The following is a 21,361-nucleotide window of genomic DNA, read 5'->3' on the forward strand; positions in this document are numbered from 1 at the left end:
TAGGCTTTGTCTGAAAAGTAGGTTCTGCTAATTTTTGCTATGTGACATCGGCATAGGTGCAATATGGCAGGACGCTACGAAATTACCGACTATGGTTGGTCCCTGATCGAAGACATTGTCTCGCCACCCCAGGTGATGGGCCGGCCCCGCCGGGATGACCGCCAAATGCTCAACGGGATCTTCTGGATCCTGTGCTCCGGCGCGAAATGGCGAGACCTCCCCGAACGGTATGGCCCCTGGAAGACCGTCTATCAGCGCTTTCGCCAGTGGCGAGACGACGGCACCTTCGACGCCTTGCTGTCACGCTTGCATCTTGAGCTGCGTGAAGATGGTCTGATGAATTTGGATACCTGGATGATCGATTCTACCGCTATCCGGGCAACCCGCGCCGCCTCGGGAGGTGGCAAAAAGGGGGATCAGGCGAACCCGTAGACCATGCGCTGGGCCGCAGCCGTGGCGGCCTGACCACCAAGCTCCATATGGTCTGCGATCGGAATGGCTATCCTCTGTCCTTCGTGTTGTCGCCCGGCCATCATGCTGATTCGAGCTATTTCATTCCCACGATGGAGACCATTCGATTGCCGAGCCCTCAGGGGCGGCCAAGGAAGCGTTGCCAACATATCGTGGCCGATAAGGGGTACGACAGTGATGCGCTGCGGCGCTACTGTGATCGGTATCGCATGCGTCCCACGATTGCTTATCGTCGGATGCATCGTAAGCCCCGACCAGGACTGCCGAGGATATTCGACAAGGTCAAATACCGGCAGCGCAACGTGATCGAGCGCTGCTTTGGCTGGCTGAAGGAGATCCGGCGGCTGTGCACGCGATACGACAAGTTGGCGAGCAGCTTCAGGGCAATGGTATGCCTGGCGTGCATAGTTCGTTGCTTGCGCGCTGACTTTTCAGACAAAGCCTAGAGCAACCCAGCCTTGTCGACAAGGTGGCACTTCCGCACTGTGGATCGGCGATACGATCAGGTCAAGGCGCTGCTGGTTAGCCAAATTTGTTATTGTCTCGCTAGACATCGCGATCACCGCAAGGAGGCAGCACATGGCAGGCAACACCTGCTCGGAGAACACCCCCACCACCATGTCGGCGATGCTGCTGACCGGCCACGGCGGCATCGACAAGCTGGTCTACCACCAGGACGTACCGACGCCCTCGCCCGCCGCAAGCGAGGTGCTGGTGCAGGTCACGGCAACGGCGAAGAACAACACCGACCGCAAGGCGCGTGAGGGGCTCTACCCCACCAGGGACAAGGGCGAGGTGACGTCGTTTCAAATCGGCGGTTCGCCGACGCTGACTTTCCCGCGCATTCAGGGCGCCGATGTGGTCGGCCGCGTGGTCGCGGTGGGTGATGGGGTGGCGGCCGAGCGCATCGGCGAGCGCGGCCTGCTGGACTTCAACCTCTATCCCGACACCCGCCGCAACATCAACCTGGCGCCGGATTATTACGGCCACGGTGCCGATGGCGGCTTCGCCGAGTACATCGCCGTACCGGCGGATCAGTTCCATGCGGTGGACAACCCCGAGCTGGCCGACGCGGAGCTGGCCGCGATGGGCATGTGCTCCTACCAGACCGCGCTACACATGCTCAACGCGGCGGGCGTGACGGCCGGCGAGCGCGTGCTGGTCACCGGCGCCAGCGGTGGCGTGGGCACGGCGCTGATTCAGCTTTGCCGCATTATGGGCGCGATTCCCTACGCCCTGAGCACGCCGGACAAGGCCCAGGCGCTGAGCGAACTTGGCGCAGAAGCGGTGCTGGATCGCTCGGCGATGCAGGACTTCACCGACAAGGTGCGCACCGTGACCGACGGCCGCCCTTTCGATGCGGTGATGGATCTGGTCGGCGGCGAAATGACCGACCGCTTCATCGACAGCATGATCTTCGATATGAAAGGCCGCGCCAGCTACCCACGCCTGAGCATCGCCGGGGCCAGCGGCGGCAACCTCAGCGAGATACTGTGGACGCGCATCTACCTGTATCAGGTGCAGATATTCGGCGTCTCTCACGGCACCCGCGACGAGGCCGAGCAGTTGGTGGCGTGGATCCGCTCTGGCCAGCTCAAGCCGGTGCTGCACGCGGCATTCAAGCTCTCCGACCTGCACGACGCCGAGAATTACTTCGTCGATCGCGGCAGCAACTTCCTGGGCAAGATCGTGATCGTCCCGGATTCGCAGTGGCAGGCACATGGCGCGCCCTTCGCGCTGGAAGCGCCGCGCTGAAGCGCCGCTAGGTTCCAGCCGCAGCGTTTCCTACACTGGTAGGGTAAACCACCCAACCAGGAAGGGGGTTCCATGCAAGCATGCAACTATCGCCGTGCCACCGGCGCCTTCGGCGTGGCGCTATTCGCCCTGGCGATGACGACAGCCATGGCGCAGGAGTCGAAGGAAAAGGTCCAGGGGGAGGCCCAGGAAGTGGTTGGGCAATGTCAGCAACAAGCCTTGCAGGGACCGGCGGGGCAAGCGCTGACCGGCAATCCGATATATGAAACCAATGCGGCCGACTACGAGCCCGGTAAAGCGTTCGAGTTGCAAATCAGCTTCCTTGGTCATGGCAACACCTTTCATACCGTTACCTGCCAGGTGGATGAACAGGGCAACGTGACCTACAAGGGCGTTGAGGAAACCGGGCAGCCTCAAATTTGAGTGTGGCGGCATGTTGATCGTCATCGGTGGTTTGCCGGGCACCGGCAAGACCACTATCGCGCGTGAACTCGCCAACCGATGCCAGGCGACCTACCTGCGCATCGACTCCATCGAGCAGACGCTGAGAAACGCGCGGGTGCTCGCCGATGAGGTCGGTGCGTCCGGTTACGAAGTCGCCTGGGCCCTGGCGCGGGACAACCTGAATCTCGGCCGGACGGTGATTGCCGAATGCGTGAATCCCCTGGCGATCTCGCGTGATGCCTGGCGCGAGGTCGCCAGAGGCACCTCCTCTCCATTGCTGGATGTAGAGATCGTTTGCTCCGATAGCGACGAGCATCGTCGCCGGATCGAGAGCCGGACAAGCGATATCTCGGGCTTGGTGCTTCCCACTTGGGAAGCAGTTCTGGCTCGCGAGTATGAACCCAGATCGGATGAGCGACTGGTGATCGATACCGCGACCGTGAGTGCCGATGAGGCGGCGGCGCGAGTCCTGGCGGTGATGCGGGCCCACGGAAACGCTTCGTGATCGTCGTCGATGGTCGTTCTCTTGGCATCATCGCTACGGCATTTCATCGCTAGCCGCGAAAAGTTCTTCCATCAGGATGGCAATGGCCAGCAGCCGAGCGTCGCTACCCGCCGAGGCCATTATCTGATAACCGACCGGTAGCTTTCCGGCCTCTCTTGGTAAAGGAATCGTGGCGGCGCAAAGCCCCAAGTAATTGGCGGGCTGCGTATTGCGGGTCATGCTCAGCGCTTGCTGGTGGCCACTCTCGGGATCCTCGAGTTCGGCAACTGCCGGGGCCACGCTGGTCGTAGTCGGGCTGACCCAGGCATCGTAGCCGCTGAACAAGGCATCGACCTCGCGAATGGCGACCCTTCTACGCGCTTCCAAGGCCAAATGGTCGATGGCAAGTGTTTGTAAGCCAGCGGCTGTGCGCCTGGCTATCACCGGGTCCATGAGATGTTTGTTGGCTTCGAAGCGCTCCGCTCCCAGGGTCGTCAAGAGGGCAACGGGCATACTCACGGGAAAATAGCGTTCGCGCTCGCGTGCCTGGGGAACCACCACTTCATCGAAGGCGACGCCTGCCGATTGCAGCCTGGCGGTGGCTGTCGCCATGGCATTTTCCACCTCAGGGCTCAGGTCGCCGAAGAAATAGTCTGTCGGCTTGCCGAAGCGTAATCTCGACAACTCCATCGAGGGTAAGGCCGCCCCGCGCTCGCCATGCAAGATGCCTGTAATTTCCGCATAAGCGGTGACTGCATCGCGCGCGGACCTGGCCAGCAAGCCGATGGAGTCGAGCTCTGGCGCAAGCGGGAAGGCGCCCTGCATGGGCCAGAGCCCGAAGGTCGTTTTCAAGCCGAAGACACCGCAGAGCGCAGCCGGCACTCGCACCGAACCACCGGTATCGGTGCCGATGGCCAAGGCGCACAGCCCGGCGGCAACGGCCACGCCCGCGCCGGAGCTCGAGCCACCTGGCAAACGATGAGTCGAAGGGTCGCAAGGGTTCCAGGGCGTTCCACGCGGGGTCGATACGCCGGTTATCCCGAACGCGAACTCGACCATCCTGGTTTTTCCCAGAATGACGCAGCCCGCACGCCACAATGCCTGGATGAACGGACCTTCTTTCGGGTCCGCGATATCCGAGATATCGATTCGGGAGCCGGCGGTCATTGGCATGCCGTCGACGGTAAACAAATCCTTCACGGTGATCGGCAGGCCCATGAGTGGGCCAAGGTCCGTGCCGCCAGCGCGTAACTGATCCACGGCCCTTGCAGCGGCAATGGCCTCTTCCACCGCAATGTACTCGAAGGCGCCGAGCTGCTTGTCGAGCGCTTGAATGCGCGTGAGATAGTCACGCGTCGTCTGCTCCGATGTGAGCTCGCCCGCACGAAATGCAGTGGCGAAGCCGTCAATGCCACCGGCGTCGAGGACAGGATCGGGAGGGAGCTTGAGCTTGAGCATGTGACACGTCTCCTGGGTGCCGAGCGAAGGGCGCATCTTGACGGATATTGTTCAACAAACTATGTTCTAAAAAAATATTAAACTCTACACCTTATACAACAATCATAAAGAGGTATGGAAAAATGACAATAAAACAACAGCTTAATAAGATATTACTGAGCTTGAGCCTATGCGCGGCCTCAACGCTTTTTGTTCAACAATCTTATGCCGCACCTGAATACGGCACCATTGAGCCAGACAAGCTACTGATTGGCTCGGACATGACATATCCGCCTTATGTCTATTTGAAAGAAGGTGAACCGGCCGGGTTCGAGATCGAGTTCATGGAGTCAGTCGCGAAGCACATGGGGCTGGAGCCTGAATTCGTGGATACACGCTTTGCACAGTTGATCGTTGGCCTGCGCTCCAACCGTTTCGATGTTATCGCCTCCCTCCTGTATATCACCCCGGAACGCGCCGAAGTGCTCGATTATGTTCCCCACACGCGGACTGGCACCTCATTGATAGTGCATAGCAGCAGCGATTTCGAACCGAAGGTACCCAAGGATTTGTGTGGCATGCGCGTCAGTTCGATAAGTGGAGCCTCATGGATTCCGAAGCTGAACAAGGTCTCGCAAGAGTATTGTCTGCCGAACGATAAGGGGGCCATCGATATTCGTTCATTTGCCACGGCACCTGTAGCAACACAAGCCCTTCTTTCAAAGGGAGTCGATGTACAGTTCGCCGATGCGGCCGTGGCAAAGCTAGCCGTCAGCAAGATGGAAGATGCACTAAAAATAACCTCTGAAAAACCCCTTTACCCGATTGCCGTGGGTCTCGGCGTCAACGAGAGCAAGCCAGAATTGAAAGCCGGCATTGCCGCGGCCATTGAAGAAATGAAAAAAAGCGGTGAATACCAAAAGATACTGGGGAAATACAATCTTAGCGAGCCCGACCAGAGCGAGGTAGAAAAAGCGCTTAAAGATAGCTGATGTCGTTTAATACCAGCTAGTTATGGGTGCCTCCATTGTCGCTGCGGAGGCACCTTGTTTTTAACGACCCAAGGGCGCCAAACTGATGTCTTTCGATTGGGAATATGCGCTTAGCCTCCTATGGTATGCCCCACTCTGGGAAGCCTCACTGGTCGTAGTGGCGCTTAGCGTGCTTTCGTGGCTAATAGCGACGTTTCTTAGTTTCTTCCTGGCGCTGGCCAAACTGTCTAGCTATCCCCTATTGAAACTACCGGTTTCAGCGTATGTCTGGTTTTTTAGAAGCCTTCCCCTGCTGGTCCTGCTTATCTTCATATATAACCTTCCTCAGGTCATTCCCTGGACAGGCAATTATCTTTCAGACCCTTTCACGGCTGGCCTGGTTGCCCTTATCCTGAGCGAAACGGCATACATCGCGGAGATCCATAGAGGCGGGCTATTATCGGTGCCGCCGGGGCAGCGTGAAGCGGGTCAGGCGTTGGGTATCAGTTACTTCGGCATACAGAAGCTCATCGTCATACCGCAGTCCATCAGAATCGCCCTGCCCACGCTGGCCAACCAGTTTATAACGATCGTCAAGCTTACCTCCCTCGTTTCCGTCATTTCATTGGCGGAAATACTGCTCGTCGGCCAACGACTGTACACTCAGAACTTCAAGGTTCTTGAAACGATGCTCGCCGTGGCATTCTTCTACGTGTTCATCGTCACCTTCTTCGACAACCTGCTCAAGTGGGGCGAAAGAAACCTGGATGTCACACATCGCAAGAGCCGGAAAAACTATACGGATAAAACCCAACTGGAAAAATCAGTATCCAGCAAGCCGGATTATCAAGAAAGCGCCTCACACGAAGCCGATGAAGGCCAATCCGGTGTCGTGATAGAAGCGACTGGAATCAACAAAAGCTTTAGCGAACTCCAGGTCCTGAAAGACGTATCCATCAGTGTGAAAAAGGGAGAAGCCGTATCCATCATAGGGCCATCCGGCTCTGGCAAGACGACGTTGATCCGCACCTTGAATGGCCTTGCCGTACCCGACACTGGAATCATAAAACTGGATGGCGAAAACATATTCTTTAGCCATCCAGACCAACCTCGCTCGCGCCGCTTGCCCCGACAGAACGAGATCAAGAAGATCGGCATGGTGTTCCAGCAATTCAACTTATTTCCCCATAAGAACGTTCTGCAGAATATTACGCTTGGTCCACGCTACCACCGTAGGGGAAGCAAGGCGCAGTTGGAAACCGAGGCCATGGGTTTTCTCGATAAAGTCGGCATGCTCGAGCACGCCTACAAATACCCACACCAGCTATCCGGTGGCCAACAACAGCGCGTTGCCATTGCTCGTGCGCTGGCAATGCACCCTAAGGTAATGCTATTCGATGAACCAACCTCGGCACTGGACCCCGAGCTGGTTGGCGAGGTATTGAAAACCATAGAGGTGCTGGCTCGCGAGGGCATGACACTCATCATCGTTACCCATGAAATGCAATTTGCCCGCCGCATATCGGATAAGATCTACTTCATGGACGAAGGCAGTGTCGTCCATAGCGGCTCCCCGCAAGATATGTTCGACAACTGCGACGAGCCTCGCGTCAGGCAGTTTCTCAAAGAATTCAATGGATCATGAAAATAGTGTAGATCATCTACCATGACGAAAGACGAGCACCCTTCACTATCGGCATTTGATAAAGAAACTGACGAGAGTGCCAGCGACAAATCCCTGTCCGATTGCGTAGCAGAAAGCCTGCGAGAAAAGATTATCTCGGGCGATATCATGCCGGGAAGCTCGCTGACCGAAGCGCACCTTTGTCATCAGCATGGCGCCTCGCGCAACACGATACGCGAGGCGCTTCGCCACCTTCGTTTAGAAGGCCTAGTGGTCAATATGCGCCATAAAGGCGCGAGGGTTAAGGCGCTCACCCTCCCCGACGTGCACGATATTTATAAGGTCCGCCACACGCTTGAATTGATTGCAGTAGAGCGCAGCGCCTTTGCGAGCGAGCCACTCTTCGATCATATAACGCAAGCCATCGAGTCGGGCGAGGCCGCCATCAAGAAGAACGATTGGAAAGAGGTGGGCACGCGAAGTTTGCAGTTTCATCAAGCGGTGGTGGCGTTGATCGAGAGCGAACGCATCAATGTATTTTTCAAGGCAATCGTCGCCCAGCTTCGCCTCACATTCGCATTATGCGAGGACGAGAAGCAATTCCAGATGGGCTGGATAGCTCGAGACAGGGTGATTCACGACTATTTGATAAACGGGAAGCGCCAGGAGGCCGCCGATGCGATGCAGCTTTATCTCAAGGATTCGGAGGCCATGGTCATAGACACCGTGCGTGCTTTTTACGCCCGCCAACCTGGATCAACCGGTACCTTCTAAACCAAGGAGCTGTGCGTCATGGACAATCAGGAAAACAATACGGCTGCTGCATACCAGGCCTCGGAAGGCAGCGCCCTGGCGGTCGACTCAAGCTTTTATAAAGCGATAGCCGACTCAACCCATCGTGAAATCGTCGACAACTTTGTCGTTCCCATTCGTAGCGGTCGCGCCTGGAAGGTTCCCGCCGGACATGTTTTCAGGATATTGACCAACGATGGACCCCAGGTCGGCGATCTCAACTTGTGGAACCTGAACAACCCCCGTGAGCGGATGTGGGCATCCAGAACGCGGCAATTGCAAAAAGCCCACGTCACCACCTTCGATCGGCTGTGGTCCAACCTTCCTTATCTGCGCCCGATGGTCACCATCACCCATGATACATTGAGCGACTACGGGAAGGATTCCGAGGGCGGGCGCGTCCATGATTTACTCGGCACCCGCTGCGACCCTTACGTCAACAAGCTGCTTACCGGCAAGGATTTTCACTTTCACTGCCATTCGAATCTCGTTCGCTCAGTATTGCCATACGGCCTGACCGAATTCGACGTGCATGATGTATTGAATGTCTTTCAATGCACGGGGCTCAATGAATCCGATCAATATTTCATGAAGGCCTGCCCTGCCGACAAAGGCGACTTTATCGAGTTTTTCGCGGAGATCGACCTGTTGTGCGCGCTATCGGCCTGCCCCGGTGGCGATCTTTCCGTACCCTTATGGGGGCCCGACGCCAGGGATCCAATCGATGTATGCCGGCCTCTCACGGTCGAAGTCTTCAGGCTCGACAAGGACTTATTAGCCGGCTGGGAATCACCGAAACCCGTCGATTACCCCGCCCTGCATGGGATGCATCCCGAAAGCGTAAAATGGCAACGGTAAAGCACATTCAGTCATTAAGATGTAAAGAAATCATGCATTCGGAAAAAGAGAAGATGCTGTCGGGAGAGCGCTACGATCCCGCAGATCCTGACTTGGTCGCTGAGCGGCTTCGTGCCAGAGAGCTATGCCTGGAGCTGAACAGTTTGCCGCCCCGTGCCTCCGATGCTCGGCGGCAAGATCTACTTACGCGCCTTTTCGGCACGCCAACCGATGCCTATGTTACCCCGCCTTTCTTTTGCGATTACGGCAGCAACATCGAACTGGGTAGCAATGTTTATTTCAACTTCAACTGTGTCGTTCTCGATGGGGCCAAGGTTACCATCGGAAGCAATGTTCTCTTTGGACCGGCAGTGCAGGTTTATACCGCCTTACATCCCATGGGTGTCGATGAAAGGCGCAGTGGCATCGAGTTCGGAGAACCGATTTTCATAGGCGACGACGTTTGGCTGGGAGGCGGGACGATCATTTGTCCTGGCGTCAGCATTGGCGACGGTTCGGTCATTGGCGCCGGTAGCGTCATAACCAGAGATGTCCCATCGGGAGTCTTTGCCGCAGGCAACCCGTGCCGTGTCATTCGCCCCGTCTAATCGATACCCCCGGATAGCTGTGGTCCGATTGCCCGCGTCCGCAGGTCTTGCGAATATGACGCCTTGCGCTCCGGAGACAACCCCATGCAAATAACGCCGATCACAGCAGACAATTTCGTGCTCTTCTGGCCGACCTTCAAGGCCGTGGTGCAGGCGCGGGAAACCTACGCCTTCGACCCGGATATCAGCTTCGATGACGCCTATGCCCTGTGGTGCGAACTCCCACAGTTCACCTATGTCGCCAAGGAGGACGGCGTGGTGCTGGGTTCGTATTACCTGAAGCCCAACGCCGCCGGGCCGGGCGATCATGTCTGCAACTGCGGCTACATGGTCGCCCCCGAGGCGCGCGGCAAGGGCGTGGCGCGCGCGCTCTGCCTGCACTCCCAGGACCAGGCCATCGAGGCGGGCTACCTGGCGATGCAGTTCAATGCGGTGGTGTCCACCAACGAGACCGCCATCGGGCTCTGGCAATCGCTGGGCTTCGCCATCATCGGCACGGTGCCCAACGGCTACCGCCACGCCCGTCAGGGACTCGTCGATACGCATATCATGCATAAGGCGTTGCGCTAGCGACTCACCAACACGATACCGCCCAGAATGACACCACCGCCGATCACGAAGTTGACCGTCAGCGGCTCATTTAGCAGCACGGCGCCGAACAGCACGCCGAAGATCGGTGACAGGAACGAGAACACGCCAAGCTGCGAGGCCCAGTAGCGGCGCAACAGCGAAAACCACAACAGCAGCGCTCCGAACGAGATCACCAGCGTCTGGAAGGTCAGGCTGGCCAGCGCCAGGCCGGTGACGTCGATTTCCTCAACATCACCAAGCAGGATCGCGGCCGGCAACAGCAGCAACGCGGCGACGCTCAGTTGGTAACACAGCGTCTGCTCGGGCGGCGCCTCGGAGAGCTTTGAGCGCCGCAGCACCAACGTGGTCGATGCCCACGACAGTCCCGCCAGCAAGCCGAGCGCATCGCCCAACATGAGCGCTCTCGCCTCCACACCGCTCGCCGTCGGCGCCATGGCGATCAACATGCCGGCGAATGCCATCACGACGCCCATCCATTGACGCCGGATCAACTGCTCGCCCAGCACCAGGAAATGCAACCCGAGCGCGGCGAACACCGGCGCGGTGTAGAGGAACACGGACATGTGCGAGGCCAGCGTGTAGTTCAACCCCAGCGCCACGAACGCGAACTCTGCGGTGAACCCCAGCCCGATGAGTAGCCCCGGCCCAAGATGGGTGCGGAAAGTAGTGATTCCGATACCGCGCCAGCACGCGAGTAGCGCGACCAACAGCGCCGCCACCAGCGAGCGCATGCCGACCTGGGCCAAAGGCGAGATATCCGCAGCCACGGCCTTGATGGCGACCTGCTGGAAGCCGAGTATCAGACAGAACAGCGTCATCAAGACACTGGCCGACATGTCGATGGACCGGCGAGCGTGAGTGCAACTCAACACCGAATCGACACATGGGGTGGATGTTCTGGAACCGTTCATGATGTCTCTCCTAGCTTGGAATGGAGGACATTGCAGCAATTGCAGTGACCGGTTCCAAACGATTACTCTGCCACCCTAGGCTCAGGAAAACTCAACTCATGAAGATCGAACGGCTGCCCCTCAATGCACTGCGGGCCTTCGCGGAAGCGGCGCGGGAAGGAAGCTTCAAGACGGCGGCGAATCGCCTGGGCGTGACGCCGGGCGCCGTCAGTCGCCAAATCAAGCAACTCGAGGACCGGCTGGGCGTGTCTCTGTTCGAACGCCACGCCAACGGGGTGCGGGTCAACGAGGCCGGGCGCCTGCTGGCCGAGGACGTGAATGCCGGTCTCGCGCGCATCGCCAATGGCGTCAGAGCGGCCAGCGAGCGCGCCAAGCCCGCCACCACGCTGACCCTGAGCGCCCCGCCGTCGTTCACCCAGTTCTGGCTGCTGCCGCGCCTGGCGGAATTCGAGGTGCTGGAAAGCCAGGTCGAGATATCCCTGGACGCGGACCAGGACCTGACGGCGCCGACCTGGCACGGCAACGGCGCACGGCTCGCCCTACGCTATGGGCGCGGCCCCTGGTCCGGTGTGCGGAGCGTGCGGCTGTTCGAGGACGAACTGTTCCCGGTCTGCTCGCCTACCCTGCTGGAACGCACGCCCATCGAGACGCCCGCCGACCTGCTCGCCCACCCACTGCTCGAAGTCGTCTGGCAATCGCGTCAGAGCATCGACTTCCCCGGCTGGCGGGAATGGTTCGACGCCGCTGGCCTACCCGATGTCGAAGTGCCAATTCAGCGCCGCTATTCGCTCTCCGGGTTGGCGCTCGACCAAGCCATTGCCGGGCGCGGCGTGATGCTCGCCAACCCCGCCGTGGTCGCCGATCGCCTGGCCAGCGGCGTGCTGGTACGACCCTTCGACGACCGCTACGTGATCGACTCGCCGTTTACCTACGACCTGATCCTGCCCGCCACCGGCAGCGCGCCACCGACGGTGCAGCGGTTTATCGACTGGCTGGTTGAGGAAGCAGAGCGGTTTCGGGGGCAAGTCGGTTAGAGGATCGATATTCAGCGCAGCGGTTGATGAGCATCATTTTTCAACCCAATACGGTTCTTCTGGTAAATGCTCCCGGCACGTTCACCCATATTATGCTGCCGAGGTATACTTAATGACCTTGAATTTCAGTAGGTTATAGCTCACTTGGTAAGAGCGTTTATTTACTTGAACGCGCCGGTACGAGAACCCAATAATAGAGCGTGCGGACTAATCACTGTTGAACAAATGCTGAACTGTTGGGCGTCACGAGCACGCAGGAGGTTGCGTCATGAAGGCGGATGATCTACGGGCAATGCAGGCCCCGCTGAAGGACCGCTACAAGGAGATTCCTGAGGCGGCGCTGATAACCCTTCGTGCGCAAGGCCGCGCAGGCGAGGACGTTAGCTGCAAGATCGAAACGGGAAAAGGTCTCGTTGTTGCAGGCCTGCACCCAGCCACTGGCGGTACCGGCCAGCAAGCTTGTTCTGGAGACATGCTCCTTGAGGCGTTGGTCGCGTGTGCGGGAGTAACCCTCAATGCAGTGGCTGCGTCGCTAGGCATTGTGCTGCGCGAGGCTGTCCTGACAGCAGAGGGAGACCTGGATTTTCGTGGCACGCTGGGGGTGTCCAAGGAGGTGCCCGTTGGATTCCAGAACATACGCCTGCACCTATTCTTGGACACGGATACCTCAGAGGAACAGCTGGCTACCTTGGTGCGCCTTACGGAGCGTTACTGCGTGGTTTACCAAACGTTGAAGAATCCCCCACCCATATCAGTTAGCAAGAGCGGGGCATCTTGAGAAGGGTGACGCCCAACAAGGGCTTGCAGGCGACGCGCCGCAAGCGGCGCGCGCCTGAAGCCGGACGCTATGTGTTTTGACACCTGATACGTTACAGGGTACACTCAAAGGATGATTCGAAGCTTCAAACACAAGGGCCTGGCCAAATTCTTCAAGTCCGGCAGCACCGCAGGGATTCAGGCCGCTCATGCAAAGAGGCTTCGGCTTATTCTCGGTAGACTAAATGCAGCGTCAGACGCCAAAGATATGGACTTACCAGGCCTCCGGCTGCACGAACTCTCAGGGAATCGCGCCGGAATCTGGTCAGTGACAGTTAGTGGTAACTGGCGTGTGACGTTCCGGTTTGAGGACGGAGATGCCGAGATAGTGAATTACGAAGATTATCACTGAGGTACCGCCGATGTTGATGCACAACCCGCCCCACCCTGGTGAAGTATTGCGAGAGCTTTGCTTGGAGCCCCTTGGTCTGTCTGTAACGGCGGCTGCAGAAGCGCTGGGAGTAAGCCGAAAAACTCTGAGCGCTGTATTGAACGGCAAGGCTGGCATTAGTCCCGAAATGGCTATCCGACTTTCTATCGCGTTTAATACCTCGGCAGAAAGCTGGCTGAACCAGCAGTCCCAATATGAACTCTGGCATGCTGAGCAACACCGCAAAGAGCTCAGGGTCAAAAAGCTTGTTGCTGCCTAGAGCAGCACATAACCAAGCAATGCCGATGCTACGAGAGCGGCCTAACAACTAGCAAGGCCCTCACGCCTCCCCTGCCATCGTCTCTTTCAATCGCGCCGCTTCGGCCATCCTCACCACACTCCCCACCACGATCAGGCACGGCGACGGCAGCGGATGCTTGGCCAGCTTCTCGGACATATCGGCCAGGGTGCCGATCAGCGACTGCTGGTCGGGTAGCGAGGCGTTGGCGATCAGCAGGATCGGCCAATCGTCGGGTAGGCCGGCGCCGCGCAGGCCGTGGCAGATCGCTTCGACCTTGGCCAGCCCCATGTAGAACACCAGCGTCTCGTTGGTGCGGGCGAGCGATGCCCAATCGGGCGTGCCGCCCTCGCGGCACAGCTGGGCGGTGATAAAGCGCAGTTGCTGGGCGTGGGCGCGGTCGGTGAGCGCCATGCCCATCGCCGCGGCGGCGCCGGAGGCGGCGGTGATGCCGGGGACGATCTCGGCGGGGACGTCGGCTTCGGCGAGCGCGGCAAGCTCCTCGCCCATGCGCCCGAACACGCCCGGGTCGCCGCCCTTGAGGCGTACCACCGACTTGCCCTCCCCGGCTAGCTTGACCAACAGCGCGCCGATCTCGGCCTGCGGCACGCTGTGCTGGCCGCGCGCCTTACCCACGTAGTAGCGCTCGCGACCGGGGGGAATCAGCGCTAGCACGTCATCGCCGACCAGCCGGTCGTAGACGATGGCGTCGGCCTGGCCGAGCAGTTGCGCGGCGCGCAGGGTCAAAAGACTCGCGTCTCCCGGCCCGGCACCCACCAGATAGACACTGCCGGGGCGGCACTCACCGCGGCCGAAAGCGGCTGGTGTCGTTCCGCGACGCCCCAGGCCGCCAAGCAACGACGCCGCGCGCGAAGCGCTGTGGGTCACGCGCATCAACAGGCTGGGCAGCAACAACAGATTGGAGAGTTCAGACCGCTTCGCTTTCAAGGGCTTCACCGGTGACAGCACGGGCCGTCTCCTCTTCGATCAGGGATTTGAGTTCGGGAATGCAGGAGCCGCACTGGGTGCCGCAGGCCAGCCGCGCGCCCAATGCCTCGACGCTGCTGTCGCCGGCGCGGATCGCCTCGATGATGGCCTTCTGCCCGACTTGATGGCAGCTACATACCGTCGGGCCGCTATCGGCCTCGCCGGCAGCGCAACCGGCCAGCAGGCGACGGCGCAGGTCGCTGGGCAGCGCTTCGCCGGCGGCGGCCTCGGCGAAGCGTTCATCAAGCCAGTGAAGGGCCGGCAACTCGGCGGGCGAGCCGACCATCAGCCACCAGCTCAACCGCCCCTTGATGAAACCGGCGGCGCGCAGGCGGCCGCTGGCGACATCCTCGGCCCATAGCGCCGGTTCGCCGGGCAGATTGGCGTTGGCCCAATCGAGCCAATCGCGATGGGCGTCACCACCGGCAAGCTGCCAGCGCTGGCAATGGGCGAGCGGAATGTATGCCCAGTAGGCGCTCTCGTCGCGCCAGTCGGGCTCGCAGTCGGCCCCATCAGCGAGGACCAGCGTCGCCTCCCAGCCCGGCATCAGCGGCGCGAGGCTCACCGCGCCGTGCTTGGATTCCGGCTGGCCGGAAAGCGGATCGACATGCGCGGCGAGCAGCCCGCCCATGCGCGCCCGCCCGCTGAAACTGTCGTTCCAGTGCATCGGCACGAACACCTCACCCCGACGCATGGCGTTCGAGACGCGCACGCGGCCGAGGTAATCCCCACCCGCGCCTTCCAGTCGGGCCAGTTGCTGATCCTGCAGGTGCAAGTCGTCGGCGTCCTGGGGATGCACCTCGATAAACGGCTCACTGCGATGATTCATCAGTCGCGGCGAGCGCGCGGTACGGGTCATGGTGTGCCACTGGTCGCGCACACGCCCGGTGTTGAGGCGCAGCGGGCGCGCCGCGCTGAGCGATTGTTGCGGCCCACGCGGACGCACGGCGATCAACCGGGCCCTGCCATCCGGAGTGGCGAAGCGGCCATCGGTGAACAGCCGCGCCGTGCCCTTGGGCGCGAGGGCATTGACCGGCCACTGGATCGACTTGAGGGCGTCGTAGGCGGCGCGATCCAGCCCAACCAGGCCGGAGATATCGAACAGTCGATTTCCACTTTCGTTCTCGAAGCCGGTCAACCGTGCGTGCTCGTCGAAGATCTCTCCGGGGTGCGTATAGGCGAAGGCCTCGGCGAAGCCCAGTCGGTTTGCCACTTGGCTGATGATCCACCAGTCGTGGCGCGCCTCACCGGGCGGCGCCAGCAGACCGCGCTGGCGCGAGATGCGCCGCTCGGAGTTGGTCACGGTGCCGTCCTTCTCAGACCAACTCGAGGCCGGTAGCACGATGTCGGCATACTGCAGAATATCGGCGTTGGCCATGCACTCGGAGACGATCACCAGCGGGCAGGCCGCGAGGATGCGTCGCACGCGGTTGACGTCGGGCAGGCTGACGCCGGGGTTGGTGGCCATGATCCACAGGGCGCGGATCTCGCCGCGTCCGATGGCATCGAACAGCTCGACCGCCTTGTGGCCGGGACCGTCGGGCAGGCTCGGCGTCAGCGTGTCGGTAGTCCAGAAGCGGGTGACACGGTCGATGGCACCGGGCGTGTGGTAATCCATGTGCGCGGCGAGCTGGTTGGCCAGCCCGCCGACCTCGCGCCCGCCCATGGCATTGGGCTGGCCGGTGATCGAGAACGGCCCGGCGCCGGGCAGGCCGAGCTTGCCGCCGGCCAGATGGCAGTTGGTGATCGCGTTGCACTTGTCGGTGCCGCTGCTCGACTGGTTGATGCCCTGGGAGTAGAGCGTCACCACGTGCAGCTGGCTGGCGAACCAGTAGAAGAAGGTCTCCAGGCGCTCGGGGGCGACGTCGCAGTCGGCGGCGATGGCTTCGATGGAGCAGTCGTCCTCGCGCGCTGCGGTCAGGGCGTCGTCGATGCCCTGGGTATGCCGCTCGAGGTAGACCCGATCCAGGCGCCCCCGCTCGGCCATGAAAGCTAGCAGCCCATTGAACAGCCGCGCATCGCTGCCGGGCCGGATGCCCAGGTAGAGATCGGCGATCTCGCAGGTATCGGTGACGCGCGGGTCGATCACTACCACACGCAACAGCGGGTTGCGCTGCTTGGCGCTGCGCAGGCGCTGGTAGAGCACCGGGTGGTTCCAGGCCAGGTTGGAGCCCACCAGCACTACCAGTTCGGCCTCTTCCAGGTCCTCGTAGTTGCACGGCACGGCGTCGGCGCCGAACGCACGCTTGTAGCTGGCCACCGCCGAGGCCATGCACAGCCGCGAGTTGGTATCCAGGTGCGGCGTGCCGAGAAAGCCCTTGAACAGCTTGTTGGCGACGTAATAGTCCTCGGTCAGCAATTGTCCGGAAAGATACCCGGCAACCGATTCGCGCCCATGCGCGGCCTGCGTCGCCCGCAGTCGCTCGGCAACGGTCGACAAGGCCGTGTCCCAATCGACTTCGACGCCATCGACCCGGGGTCGCGTCAGCCGCCCGTGGTGGCCCAGCGTCTCGGCGAGCGCCGAGCCCTTCACGCACAGCCGCCCGAAATTGGCCGGGTGATCGCGGTCGCCCTCGACGCCGGTCAGCATCTGGCCGTCGTGGGTGGCGATCACTCCGCAGCCGACGCCGCAGTACGGGCAGGTAGTGGAAACGCGCATGGCCATCCTTCGTTGAATCCGATGTTGGAGGAGTAAGCAAGCGCGAGACCGGCCACGGCTTTTTAGCGTTAAATCATATCGTTAATTAATTGATACGCGAGTCGATGCTCGGCTTTCACACCCTCCTCGCCTTGCCACGCGCCAGCCTGGTGCATAACCCAGCGCCACTGCACAGCGAGCGGTCGTTTCATCTGTCTACGGCAGCGTCACTGGCACGCAATTCACCATCAAGCCCATGAAATAACAGCGTTAAATACAGCCTTGGCACGCGGTTGGCTTTGTTGGTGGAGAACATCGGTCAACCTGCGGAGGAAACGCCGTGCAGCCTCACGAACATCTGCTGATCGTCGGCAATGGCATGGCCGGGCATCGCTTGCTCGAAGCCCTGCTCAAACATGAGCACCGGCCGCGACGGATCAGCGTGATTGGCGACGAGCGCACCCCAGCCTATAACCGCATTCTGCTATCGGGCTGGCTTGCCGGCGAAACCACGCGCGAGGCGCTGACCCTGCGTGATGCCGGTTGGTACGCCGAACAAGGCGTCGAGCTGATATTGGGTGAGCGGGTCAGCGAGATCGACCGCGGCCGCCAACGCGTGATCACCGATGGCGGTCACGAACTCGGCTACGACCGCCTGGTGCTGGCCACCGGCTCACGCCCGGCAATGCCCGACGTGCCGGGCATCGAACTCAGTGGCGTGCAGGGTTTTCGCGATCTCGATGATGCCAAGTCGCTGACCCGAGCCAGCCAGAGCGGTCGGCGCGCAGTGGTTGTCGGTGGCGGTCTGCTGGGGTTGGAAGCCGCCGAAGGGCTGCGTAAACGCGGCATGCAGGTCACGTTGTTGCAACGCGGCGAGCGGCTGATGAATCGACAGCTCGATTCCACGGCGGCAGAACTGCTGCGTCGTGAACTCCGCCGTCGCGGCCTCGATATCGTCACCAACGCTCGACTGGCGAGCCTTGAAGACGACGGTCACGGTCATGTTCGTGCGGTGCATCTCGAAGACGGCCGCCGCTTCGCCGCCGACTGCGTGGTCATCGCCGCCGGCATCGCGCCCAATGCCGAGTTGGGCAAACAGGCCTGGCTTGCTAGCCACCATGGCGTAACGGTGGATGCCTGGCTGACCACCAGCGACCCGACGATCCACGCCCTCGGTGAGTGCTGCGAATTTCAAGGCCAGACCTACGGCCTGGTCGAGCCGATCTGGCGCCAGGTCGAGGTACTCGCCGCGCATCTATGCGGCGAACCCGGCGACGGCTACGTCGAACGGCCCAGCGCCAGCAAACTCAAGGTCAGCGGCATTTCGCTATACGCCTTCGGCCCCACCGAGCCCGAAAGCGGCCACGAGGTACTGACCTACCACGACCCGCAACACGGCGACTATCGCCGCCTGCTGCTGCGCGACAACCGCATTATCGGCGCCGTGCTCTACGGCGACACCGCCTTCGGTCCCTGGTATTTCGAACAGTCGCTCACCGGGCGCGATCTCGGTGCCTGCCGTCAGGCGCTGCTGTTCGGCGCCGGCGACGCCAAACCGCTCCTCGAGGAGGCCGCCTAGTTACGTGCCAAAGCGTTTTCATCGAGGCCCGAGGGCAGGTCGGCGCGAAGGTCATTCGTCAGGAATGACGAATGTAGCGCCCAGGGAAGGGTTCACAGCGCCTTCGCAATGGTCCGGCACTCCGGGGTCTGCCCTCGGGACCGCCTCTATTCATCGCCGAAATTGGGACAGGAGTTCTTACCCATGAGCAAACAACGTCTGATCGTCATCGGCAATGGCATGGTCGGCCACCATCTGGTCGAACAACTGATCGAGCGCAATGCCACCGTGGATTTCGAGATCGTGGTGTTCGGCGAGGAACGCCACCCGGCCTACGACCGCGTACATCTGTCGGAATATTTTGCCGGTCGCGACGCCCAGTCGCTGGCGCTCGGCGAACCCGACTTCTATACGAATAACGCCGTCGACCTGCACCTCAACGAAGCGGTCATGCGCATCGATCGCGACGCCCGCGAGGTCGTCACCGAGCAAGGCAACTACCGCTACGACAATCTGGTGCTGGCCACCGGCTCCTACCCCTTCGTGCCGCCGATTCCCGGCAACGATCGCCCCAACTGCCTGGTGTATCGCACCCTGGACGATCTGGATGCCATCCGCGAATCGGCAAAAACCGCCAATACCGGCGTGGTCGTGGGTGGCGGCCTGCTCGGGCTGGAAGCAGCCAACGCCCTGCGCGGCCTGAATCTGGACACCGCCGTGGTGGAGTTCGTGCCTCGGTTGATGCCCATGCAGGTCGACACCGAAGGTGGCGAGTTGCTGCGCGAGAAGATCGAAGCGCTCGGCGTTCAGGTGCTGACCGGCCGCGCCACGCAGCACATCGAGGATGGCCAGGCCAGTTTCCATCGCATGGTGTTCAGCGACGACAAGGTGCTGGAAACCGACCTGATCGTGTTCTCCGCCGGCATTCGCCCCCGCGACGAACTGGCTCGCGACTGCGGCCTGGAAATGGGCGAGCGCGGCGGTGTCGTCGTCGACGATCAATGCCGCACCAGCGATCCGGCGATTCTGGCCATCGGCGAAGTGGCGGTATGGAATGGCTCGTGCTTCGGCCTGGTCGGCCCCGGCTATCAAATGGCCAAGGCGGCGGTCGCCACGTTGATCTCCAAAGGGCAAGGCGAGAGCGAGCTGTCCTTCCAGGGTGCCGACATGAGCACCAAGCTGAAGCTGCTGGGCGTGGACGTGGGCGCCATCGGCGACGCGCATGGCGATCAACGCCCCGGCACGCGGATGTACCGTTATCTCGATCAGATCAAGCAGCACTACCGCAAGCTGGTGGTCTCCAGCGATGGCAAGAAGCTGATCGGCGCGATGCTGGTAGGCGACAACAGCGTCTATGACACCTTGATGCAGTATTACAGCAACGGCCTGGAGCTGCCCGAGCGACCCGAAAGCCTGATTCTGCCCGCCGCCGAGGGCGGTGCACCAACGCTGGGCGCCGATGCGTTGCCCGAGACGGCGTCGATCTGCTCGTGCCATAACGTTACCAAGGGGGCAATTTGCGCGGCCATCGATGCCGGCGCCGCCGATCTCGGCGCGGTCAAGGGCGCAACCAAGGCCAGCACCGGCTGTGGCGGCTGCGCGGCGCTGCTCAAGAGCGTGGTTGATCACGAACTGGAGGCGCGTGGCGTCGAAGTCGACCCATCGATTTGCGAGCACTTCGCATATACCCGCCAGGAACTGTATTCGCTGGTGCGTGTTGAAGGCATCAAGACATTCTCGGCGCTGATCGAAAAACACGGCCGAGGCCCTTCATCAGCCCCGAAACTTGGCTGCGATATCTGCAAGCCGGCGGTGGCGTCGATTCTCGCCTCATGCTTCAACGAGCCGATTACCGATGTCGCCCACGTGCCACTGCAGGACACCAACGACACCTTCATGGCCAACATGCAGAAAAACGGCACCTACTCGGTGGTACCGCGCATTCCCGGTGGCGAGATCACCCCCGAGAAGCTGATCGTGCTCGGTGAGGTAGGCAGGAAATACCGCCTGTACACCAAGGTCACCGGTGGCCAGCGCATCGACCTGTTCGGCGCGCGCCTGGAAGACCTTCCCGACATCTGGGGCGAACTGCTCGCCGCTGGCTTCGAGACCGGCCACGCCTACGCCAAGTCACTGCGCACGGTGAAGTCCTGCGTCGGCAGCACCTGGTGCCGCTACGGTGTGCAGGACAGCGTGGGCATGGCGATCCTGCTCGAGAACCGCTACAAGGGCCTGCGCTCGCCACACAAGCTCAAGCTCGCCGTTTCCGGCTGCACCCGCGAGTGCGCCGAGGCGCAAAGCAAGGACGTCGGCGTGATCGCCACCGAGCACGGCTGGAATCTCTACGTCTGTGGCAACGGCGGCATGCGCCCACGCCACGCCGAGCTGTTCGCCACCGACCTCGACGATGCCACGCTGATTCGCTACATCGACCGCTTCCTGATGTTCTACGTGCGCACCGCCGATCGCCTGCAACGCACCTCGGTATGGCGCGAGAACCTCGAAGGCGGACTGGACACCCTCAAGGACGTGATCATCGACGACAGCCTCGGCCTGGCGGAAGAACTCGAAAGCCAGATGCGCACGGTGATCGATAATTATCACTGCGAATGGGCCAATGCACTGGATGACCCCGACAAACTCAAGCGCTTTCGCAGCTTCGTCAACGACGGGCGGCCCGACCCGGATATTATCGTTACCGAAGAACGTGGCCAATTGAGGCCAGCCTAGGAGAA

General features: G+C 60.9%; 20 protein-coding genes. 16 read left to right on the plus strand and 4 right to left on the minus strand.

Going from position 1 to position 21,361, the window contains the following annotated elements:
• Window positions 1-63 precede the first annotated feature (63 nt).
• From BLR92_RS04575 to BLR92_RS04590, 4 genes are all read left to right on the plus strand, one after another.
• Window positions 64-917 (plus strand): IS5 family transposase gene (locus BLR92_RS04575; protein WP_175488723.1). Its coding sequence is split into 2 segments (ribosomal slippage): window positions 64-406 and window positions 406-917, totalling 855 coding nucleotides; the frame shifts between segments, so codons are not numbered across the junction.
• A 133-nt stretch (window positions 918-1,050) separates the two neighbouring features.
• Entirely contained in the window at window positions 1,051-2,226 is a 1,176-nt protein-coding gene (locus BLR92_RS04580) for a zinc-binding dehydrogenase (RefSeq protein WP_245704066.1), read from the plus strand.
• Window positions 2,227-2,298: 72 nt separating this feature from the next.
• On the plus strand, window positions 2,299-2,649 hold the full coding sequence (locus tag BLR92_RS04585; RefSeq protein ID WP_089726033.1) for a hypothetical protein: 351 nt from the start codon (window positions 2,299-2,301) through the stop codon (window positions 2,647-2,649).
• A 10-nt stretch (window positions 2,650-2,659) separates the two neighbouring features.
• Complete coding sequence (locus BLR92_RS04590; protein WP_089726035.1) at window positions 2,660-3,175, plus strand: P-loop nucleotide/nucleoside kinase family protein; 516 nt, start codon at window positions 2,660-2,662, stop codon at window positions 3,173-3,175.
• A 33-nt stretch (window positions 3,176-3,208) separates the two neighbouring features.
• On the opposite strand, the gene BLR92_RS04595 is transcribed toward BLR92_RS04590, so the two are convergent.
• The gene (locus BLR92_RS04595) at window positions 3,209-4,612 is read right to left on the minus strand and encodes an amidase (protein ID WP_089726037.1); all 1,404 of its coding nucleotides are present in this window, start codon (window positions 4,610-4,612) and stop codon (window positions 3,209-3,211) included.
• 122 nt (window positions 4,613-4,734) lie between these two features.
• Here BLR92_RS04595 and BLR92_RS04600 point away from each other — a divergent pair, with 122 nt between their 5' ends.
• The 6 genes from BLR92_RS04600 (at window position 4,735) to BLR92_RS04625 (ending at window position 9,993) form a co-directional block, all read left to right on the plus strand.
• Complete coding sequence (locus BLR92_RS04600) at window positions 4,735-5,583, plus strand: ABC transporter substrate-binding protein (RefSeq protein ID WP_089726039.1); 849 nt, start codon at window positions 4,735-4,737, stop codon at window positions 5,581-5,583.
• Between the two features lie 85 nt (window positions 5,584-5,668).
• Entirely contained in the window at window positions 5,669-7,207 is a 1,539-nt protein-coding gene (locus tag BLR92_RS20070; RefSeq protein ID WP_089726041.1) for an amino acid ABC transporter permease/ATP-binding protein, read from the plus strand.
• 21 nt (window positions 7,208-7,228) lie between these two features.
• Window positions 7,229-7,960 carry a GntR family transcriptional regulator gene (locus tag BLR92_RS04610; RefSeq protein ID WP_089726043.1) on the plus strand — a complete coding sequence of 244 codons (732 nt, stop codon included), beginning with the start codon at window positions 7,229-7,231 and terminating at the stop codon, window positions 7,958-7,960.
• Window positions 7,961-7,978: 18 nt separating this feature from the next.
• Window positions 7,979-8,836: an urea carboxylase-associated family protein gene (locus BLR92_RS04615; RefSeq protein WP_089726045.1), complete on the plus strand. Its 858-nt coding sequence runs from the start codon at window positions 7,979-7,981 to the stop codon at window positions 8,834-8,836.
• The gene (locus BLR92_RS04620; protein ID WP_245704067.1) at window positions 8,824-9,423 is read left to right on the plus strand and encodes a sugar O-acetyltransferase; all 600 of its coding nucleotides are present in this window, start codon (window positions 8,824-8,826) and stop codon (window positions 9,421-9,423) included. The genes BLR92_RS04615 and BLR92_RS04620 overlap by 13 nt, the downstream gene beginning before the upstream one ends.
• An 84-nt stretch (window positions 9,424-9,507) precedes the next feature.
• Window positions 9,508-9,993: a GNAT family N-acetyltransferase gene (locus tag BLR92_RS04625; RefSeq protein WP_089726048.1), complete on the plus strand. Its 486-nt coding sequence runs from the start codon at window positions 9,508-9,510 to the stop codon at window positions 9,991-9,993.
• On the opposite strand, the gene BLR92_RS04630 is transcribed toward BLR92_RS04625, so the two are convergent.
• Window positions 9,990-10,925 carry a DMT family transporter gene (locus tag BLR92_RS04630; RefSeq protein WP_245704068.1) on the minus strand — a complete coding sequence of 312 codons (936 nt, stop codon included), beginning with the start codon at window positions 10,923-10,925 and terminating at the stop codon, window positions 9,990-9,992. The genes BLR92_RS04625 and BLR92_RS04630 overlap by 4 nt on opposite strands.
• Before the next feature lie 98 nt (window positions 10,926-11,023).
• On the opposite strand from BLR92_RS04630, the gene BLR92_RS04635 reads away from it, so the two are divergent.
• The 4 genes from BLR92_RS04635 (at window position 11,024) to BLR92_RS04650 (ending at window position 13,425) form a co-directional block, all read left to right on the plus strand.
• Window positions 11,024-11,959: a LysR substrate-binding domain-containing protein gene (locus BLR92_RS04635; protein WP_089726052.1), complete on the plus strand. Its 936-nt coding sequence runs from the start codon at window positions 11,024-11,026 to the stop codon at window positions 11,957-11,959.
• Window positions 11,960-12,227: 268 nt separating this feature from the next.
• Window positions 12,228-12,737 (plus strand): OsmC family protein, encoded by a 510-nt coding sequence (locus BLR92_RS04640; protein WP_089726053.1) that lies wholly within the window; start codon window positions 12,228-12,230, stop codon window positions 12,735-12,737.
• Window positions 12,738-12,848: 111 nt separating this feature from the next.
• Window positions 12,849-13,127, plus strand: coding sequence for a type II toxin-antitoxin system RelE/ParE family toxin (locus BLR92_RS04645; protein WP_089726054.1), 279 nt, complete (start codon window positions 12,849-12,851; stop codon window positions 13,125-13,127).
• 10 nt (window positions 13,128-13,137) lie between these two features.
• Window positions 13,138-13,425, plus strand: a complete 288-nt coding sequence (locus BLR92_RS04650; RefSeq protein WP_089726056.1) for a HigA family addiction module antitoxin — start codon at window positions 13,138-13,140, stop codon at window positions 13,423-13,425.
• Between the two features lie 60 nt (window positions 13,426-13,485).
• Here the strand turns inward: BLR92_RS04650 and cobA are convergent, their stop codons facing one another.
• The gene (gene cobA, locus BLR92_RS04655; RefSeq protein WP_245704070.1) at window positions 13,486-14,412 is read right to left on the minus strand and encodes a uroporphyrinogen-III C-methyltransferase; all 927 of its coding nucleotides are present in this window, start codon (window positions 14,410-14,412) and stop codon (window positions 13,486-13,488) included.
• Window positions 14,372-17,089 carry a nitrate reductase gene (locus BLR92_RS04660; RefSeq protein ID WP_089726058.1) on the minus strand — a complete coding sequence of 906 codons (2,718 nt, stop codon included), beginning with the start codon at window positions 17,087-17,089 and terminating at the stop codon, window positions 14,372-14,374. The genes cobA and BLR92_RS04660 overlap by 41 nt, the downstream gene beginning before the upstream one ends.
• Before the next feature lie 319 nt (window positions 17,090-17,408).
• Between BLR92_RS04660 and BLR92_RS04665 the strand changes: the two genes are divergently transcribed.
• Both BLR92_RS04665 and nirB read left to right on the plus strand, forming a co-directional pair.
• The gene (locus tag BLR92_RS04665; protein WP_281242886.1) at window positions 17,409-18,647 is read left to right on the plus strand and encodes an NAD(P)/FAD-dependent oxidoreductase; all 1,239 of its coding nucleotides are present in this window, start codon (window positions 17,409-17,411) and stop codon (window positions 18,645-18,647) included.
• 183 nt (window positions 18,648-18,830) lie between these two features.
• Window positions 18,831-21,356, plus strand: coding sequence for a nitrite reductase large subunit NirB (nirB, locus tag BLR92_RS04670; RefSeq protein WP_089726060.1), 2,526 nt, complete (start codon window positions 18,831-18,833; stop codon window positions 21,354-21,356).
• Window positions 21,357-21,361 lie beyond the last annotated feature (5 nt).

Origin of the sequence: Modicisalibacter muralis (assembly GCF_900102945.1) — a bacterium.
In the GTDB taxonomy this organism is placed as follows: Bacteria; Pseudomonadota; Gammaproteobacteria; order Pseudomonadales; family Halomonadaceae; genus Modicisalibacter; species Modicisalibacter muralis.

Excerpts from the sequence above, each read along its gene's own strand:
- BLR92_RS04580 (WP_245704066.1), top strand. The coding sequence starts at position 1,051 with ATGGCAGGCAACACCTGCTCGGAGAACACCCCCACCACCATGTCGGCG.
- nirB (WP_089726060.1), top strand. The coding sequence starts at position 18,831 with ATGAGCAAACAACGTCTGATCGTCATCGGCAATGGCATGGTCGGCCAC.
- BLR92_RS04600 (WP_089726039.1), top strand. The coding sequence starts at position 4,735 with ATGACAATAAAACAACAGCTTAATAAGATATTACTGAGCTTGAGCCTA.
- BLR92_RS04620 (WP_245704067.1), top strand. The coding sequence starts at position 8,824 with ATGGCAACGGTAAAGCACATTCAGTCATTAAGATGTAAAGAAATCATG.
- BLR92_RS04650 (WP_089726056.1), top strand. The coding sequence starts at position 13,138 with ATGTTGATGCACAACCCGCCCCACCCTGGTGAAGTATTGCGAGAGCTT.
- BLR92_RS04615 (WP_089726045.1), top strand. The coding sequence starts at position 7,979 with ATGGACAATCAGGAAAACAATACGGCTGCTGCATACCAGGCCTCGGAA.
- BLR92_RS04660 (WP_089726058.1), bottom strand. The coding sequence starts at position 17,089 with ATGCGCGTTTCCACTACCTGCCCGTACTGCGGCGTCGGCTGCGGAGTG.
- BLR92_RS04625 (WP_089726048.1), top strand. The coding sequence starts at position 9,508 with ATGCAAATAACGCCGATCACAGCAGACAATTTCGTGCTCTTCTGGCCG.
- BLR92_RS04590 (WP_089726035.1), top strand. The coding sequence starts at position 2,660 with ATGTTGATCGTCATCGGTGGTTTGCCGGGCACCGGCAAGACCACTATC.
- BLR92_RS04595 (WP_089726037.1), bottom strand. The coding sequence starts at position 4,612 with ATGCTCAAGCTCAAGCTCCCTCCCGATCCTGTCCTCGACGCCGGTGGC.
- BLR92_RS04635 (WP_089726052.1), top strand. The coding sequence starts at position 11,024 with ATGAAGATCGAACGGCTGCCCCTCAATGCACTGCGGGCCTTCGCGGAA.
- BLR92_RS04610 (WP_089726043.1), top strand. The coding sequence starts at position 7,229 with ATGACGAAAGACGAGCACCCTTCACTATCGGCATTTGATAAAGAAACT.
- BLR92_RS04645 (WP_089726054.1), top strand. The coding sequence starts at position 12,849 with ATGATTCGAAGCTTCAAACACAAGGGCCTGGCCAAATTCTTCAAGTCC.
- BLR92_RS20070 (WP_089726041.1), top strand. The coding sequence starts at position 5,669 with ATGTCTTTCGATTGGGAATATGCGCTTAGCCTCCTATGGTATGCCCCA.
- BLR92_RS04640 (WP_089726053.1), top strand. The coding sequence starts at position 12,228 with ATGAAGGCGGATGATCTACGGGCAATGCAGGCCCCGCTGAAGGACCGC.
- BLR92_RS04630 (WP_245704068.1), bottom strand. The coding sequence starts at position 10,925 with ATGAACGGTTCCAGAACATCCACCCCATGTGTCGATTCGGTGTTGAGT.
- BLR92_RS04585 (WP_089726033.1), top strand. The coding sequence starts at position 2,299 with ATGCAAGCATGCAACTATCGCCGTGCCACCGGCGCCTTCGGCGTGGCG.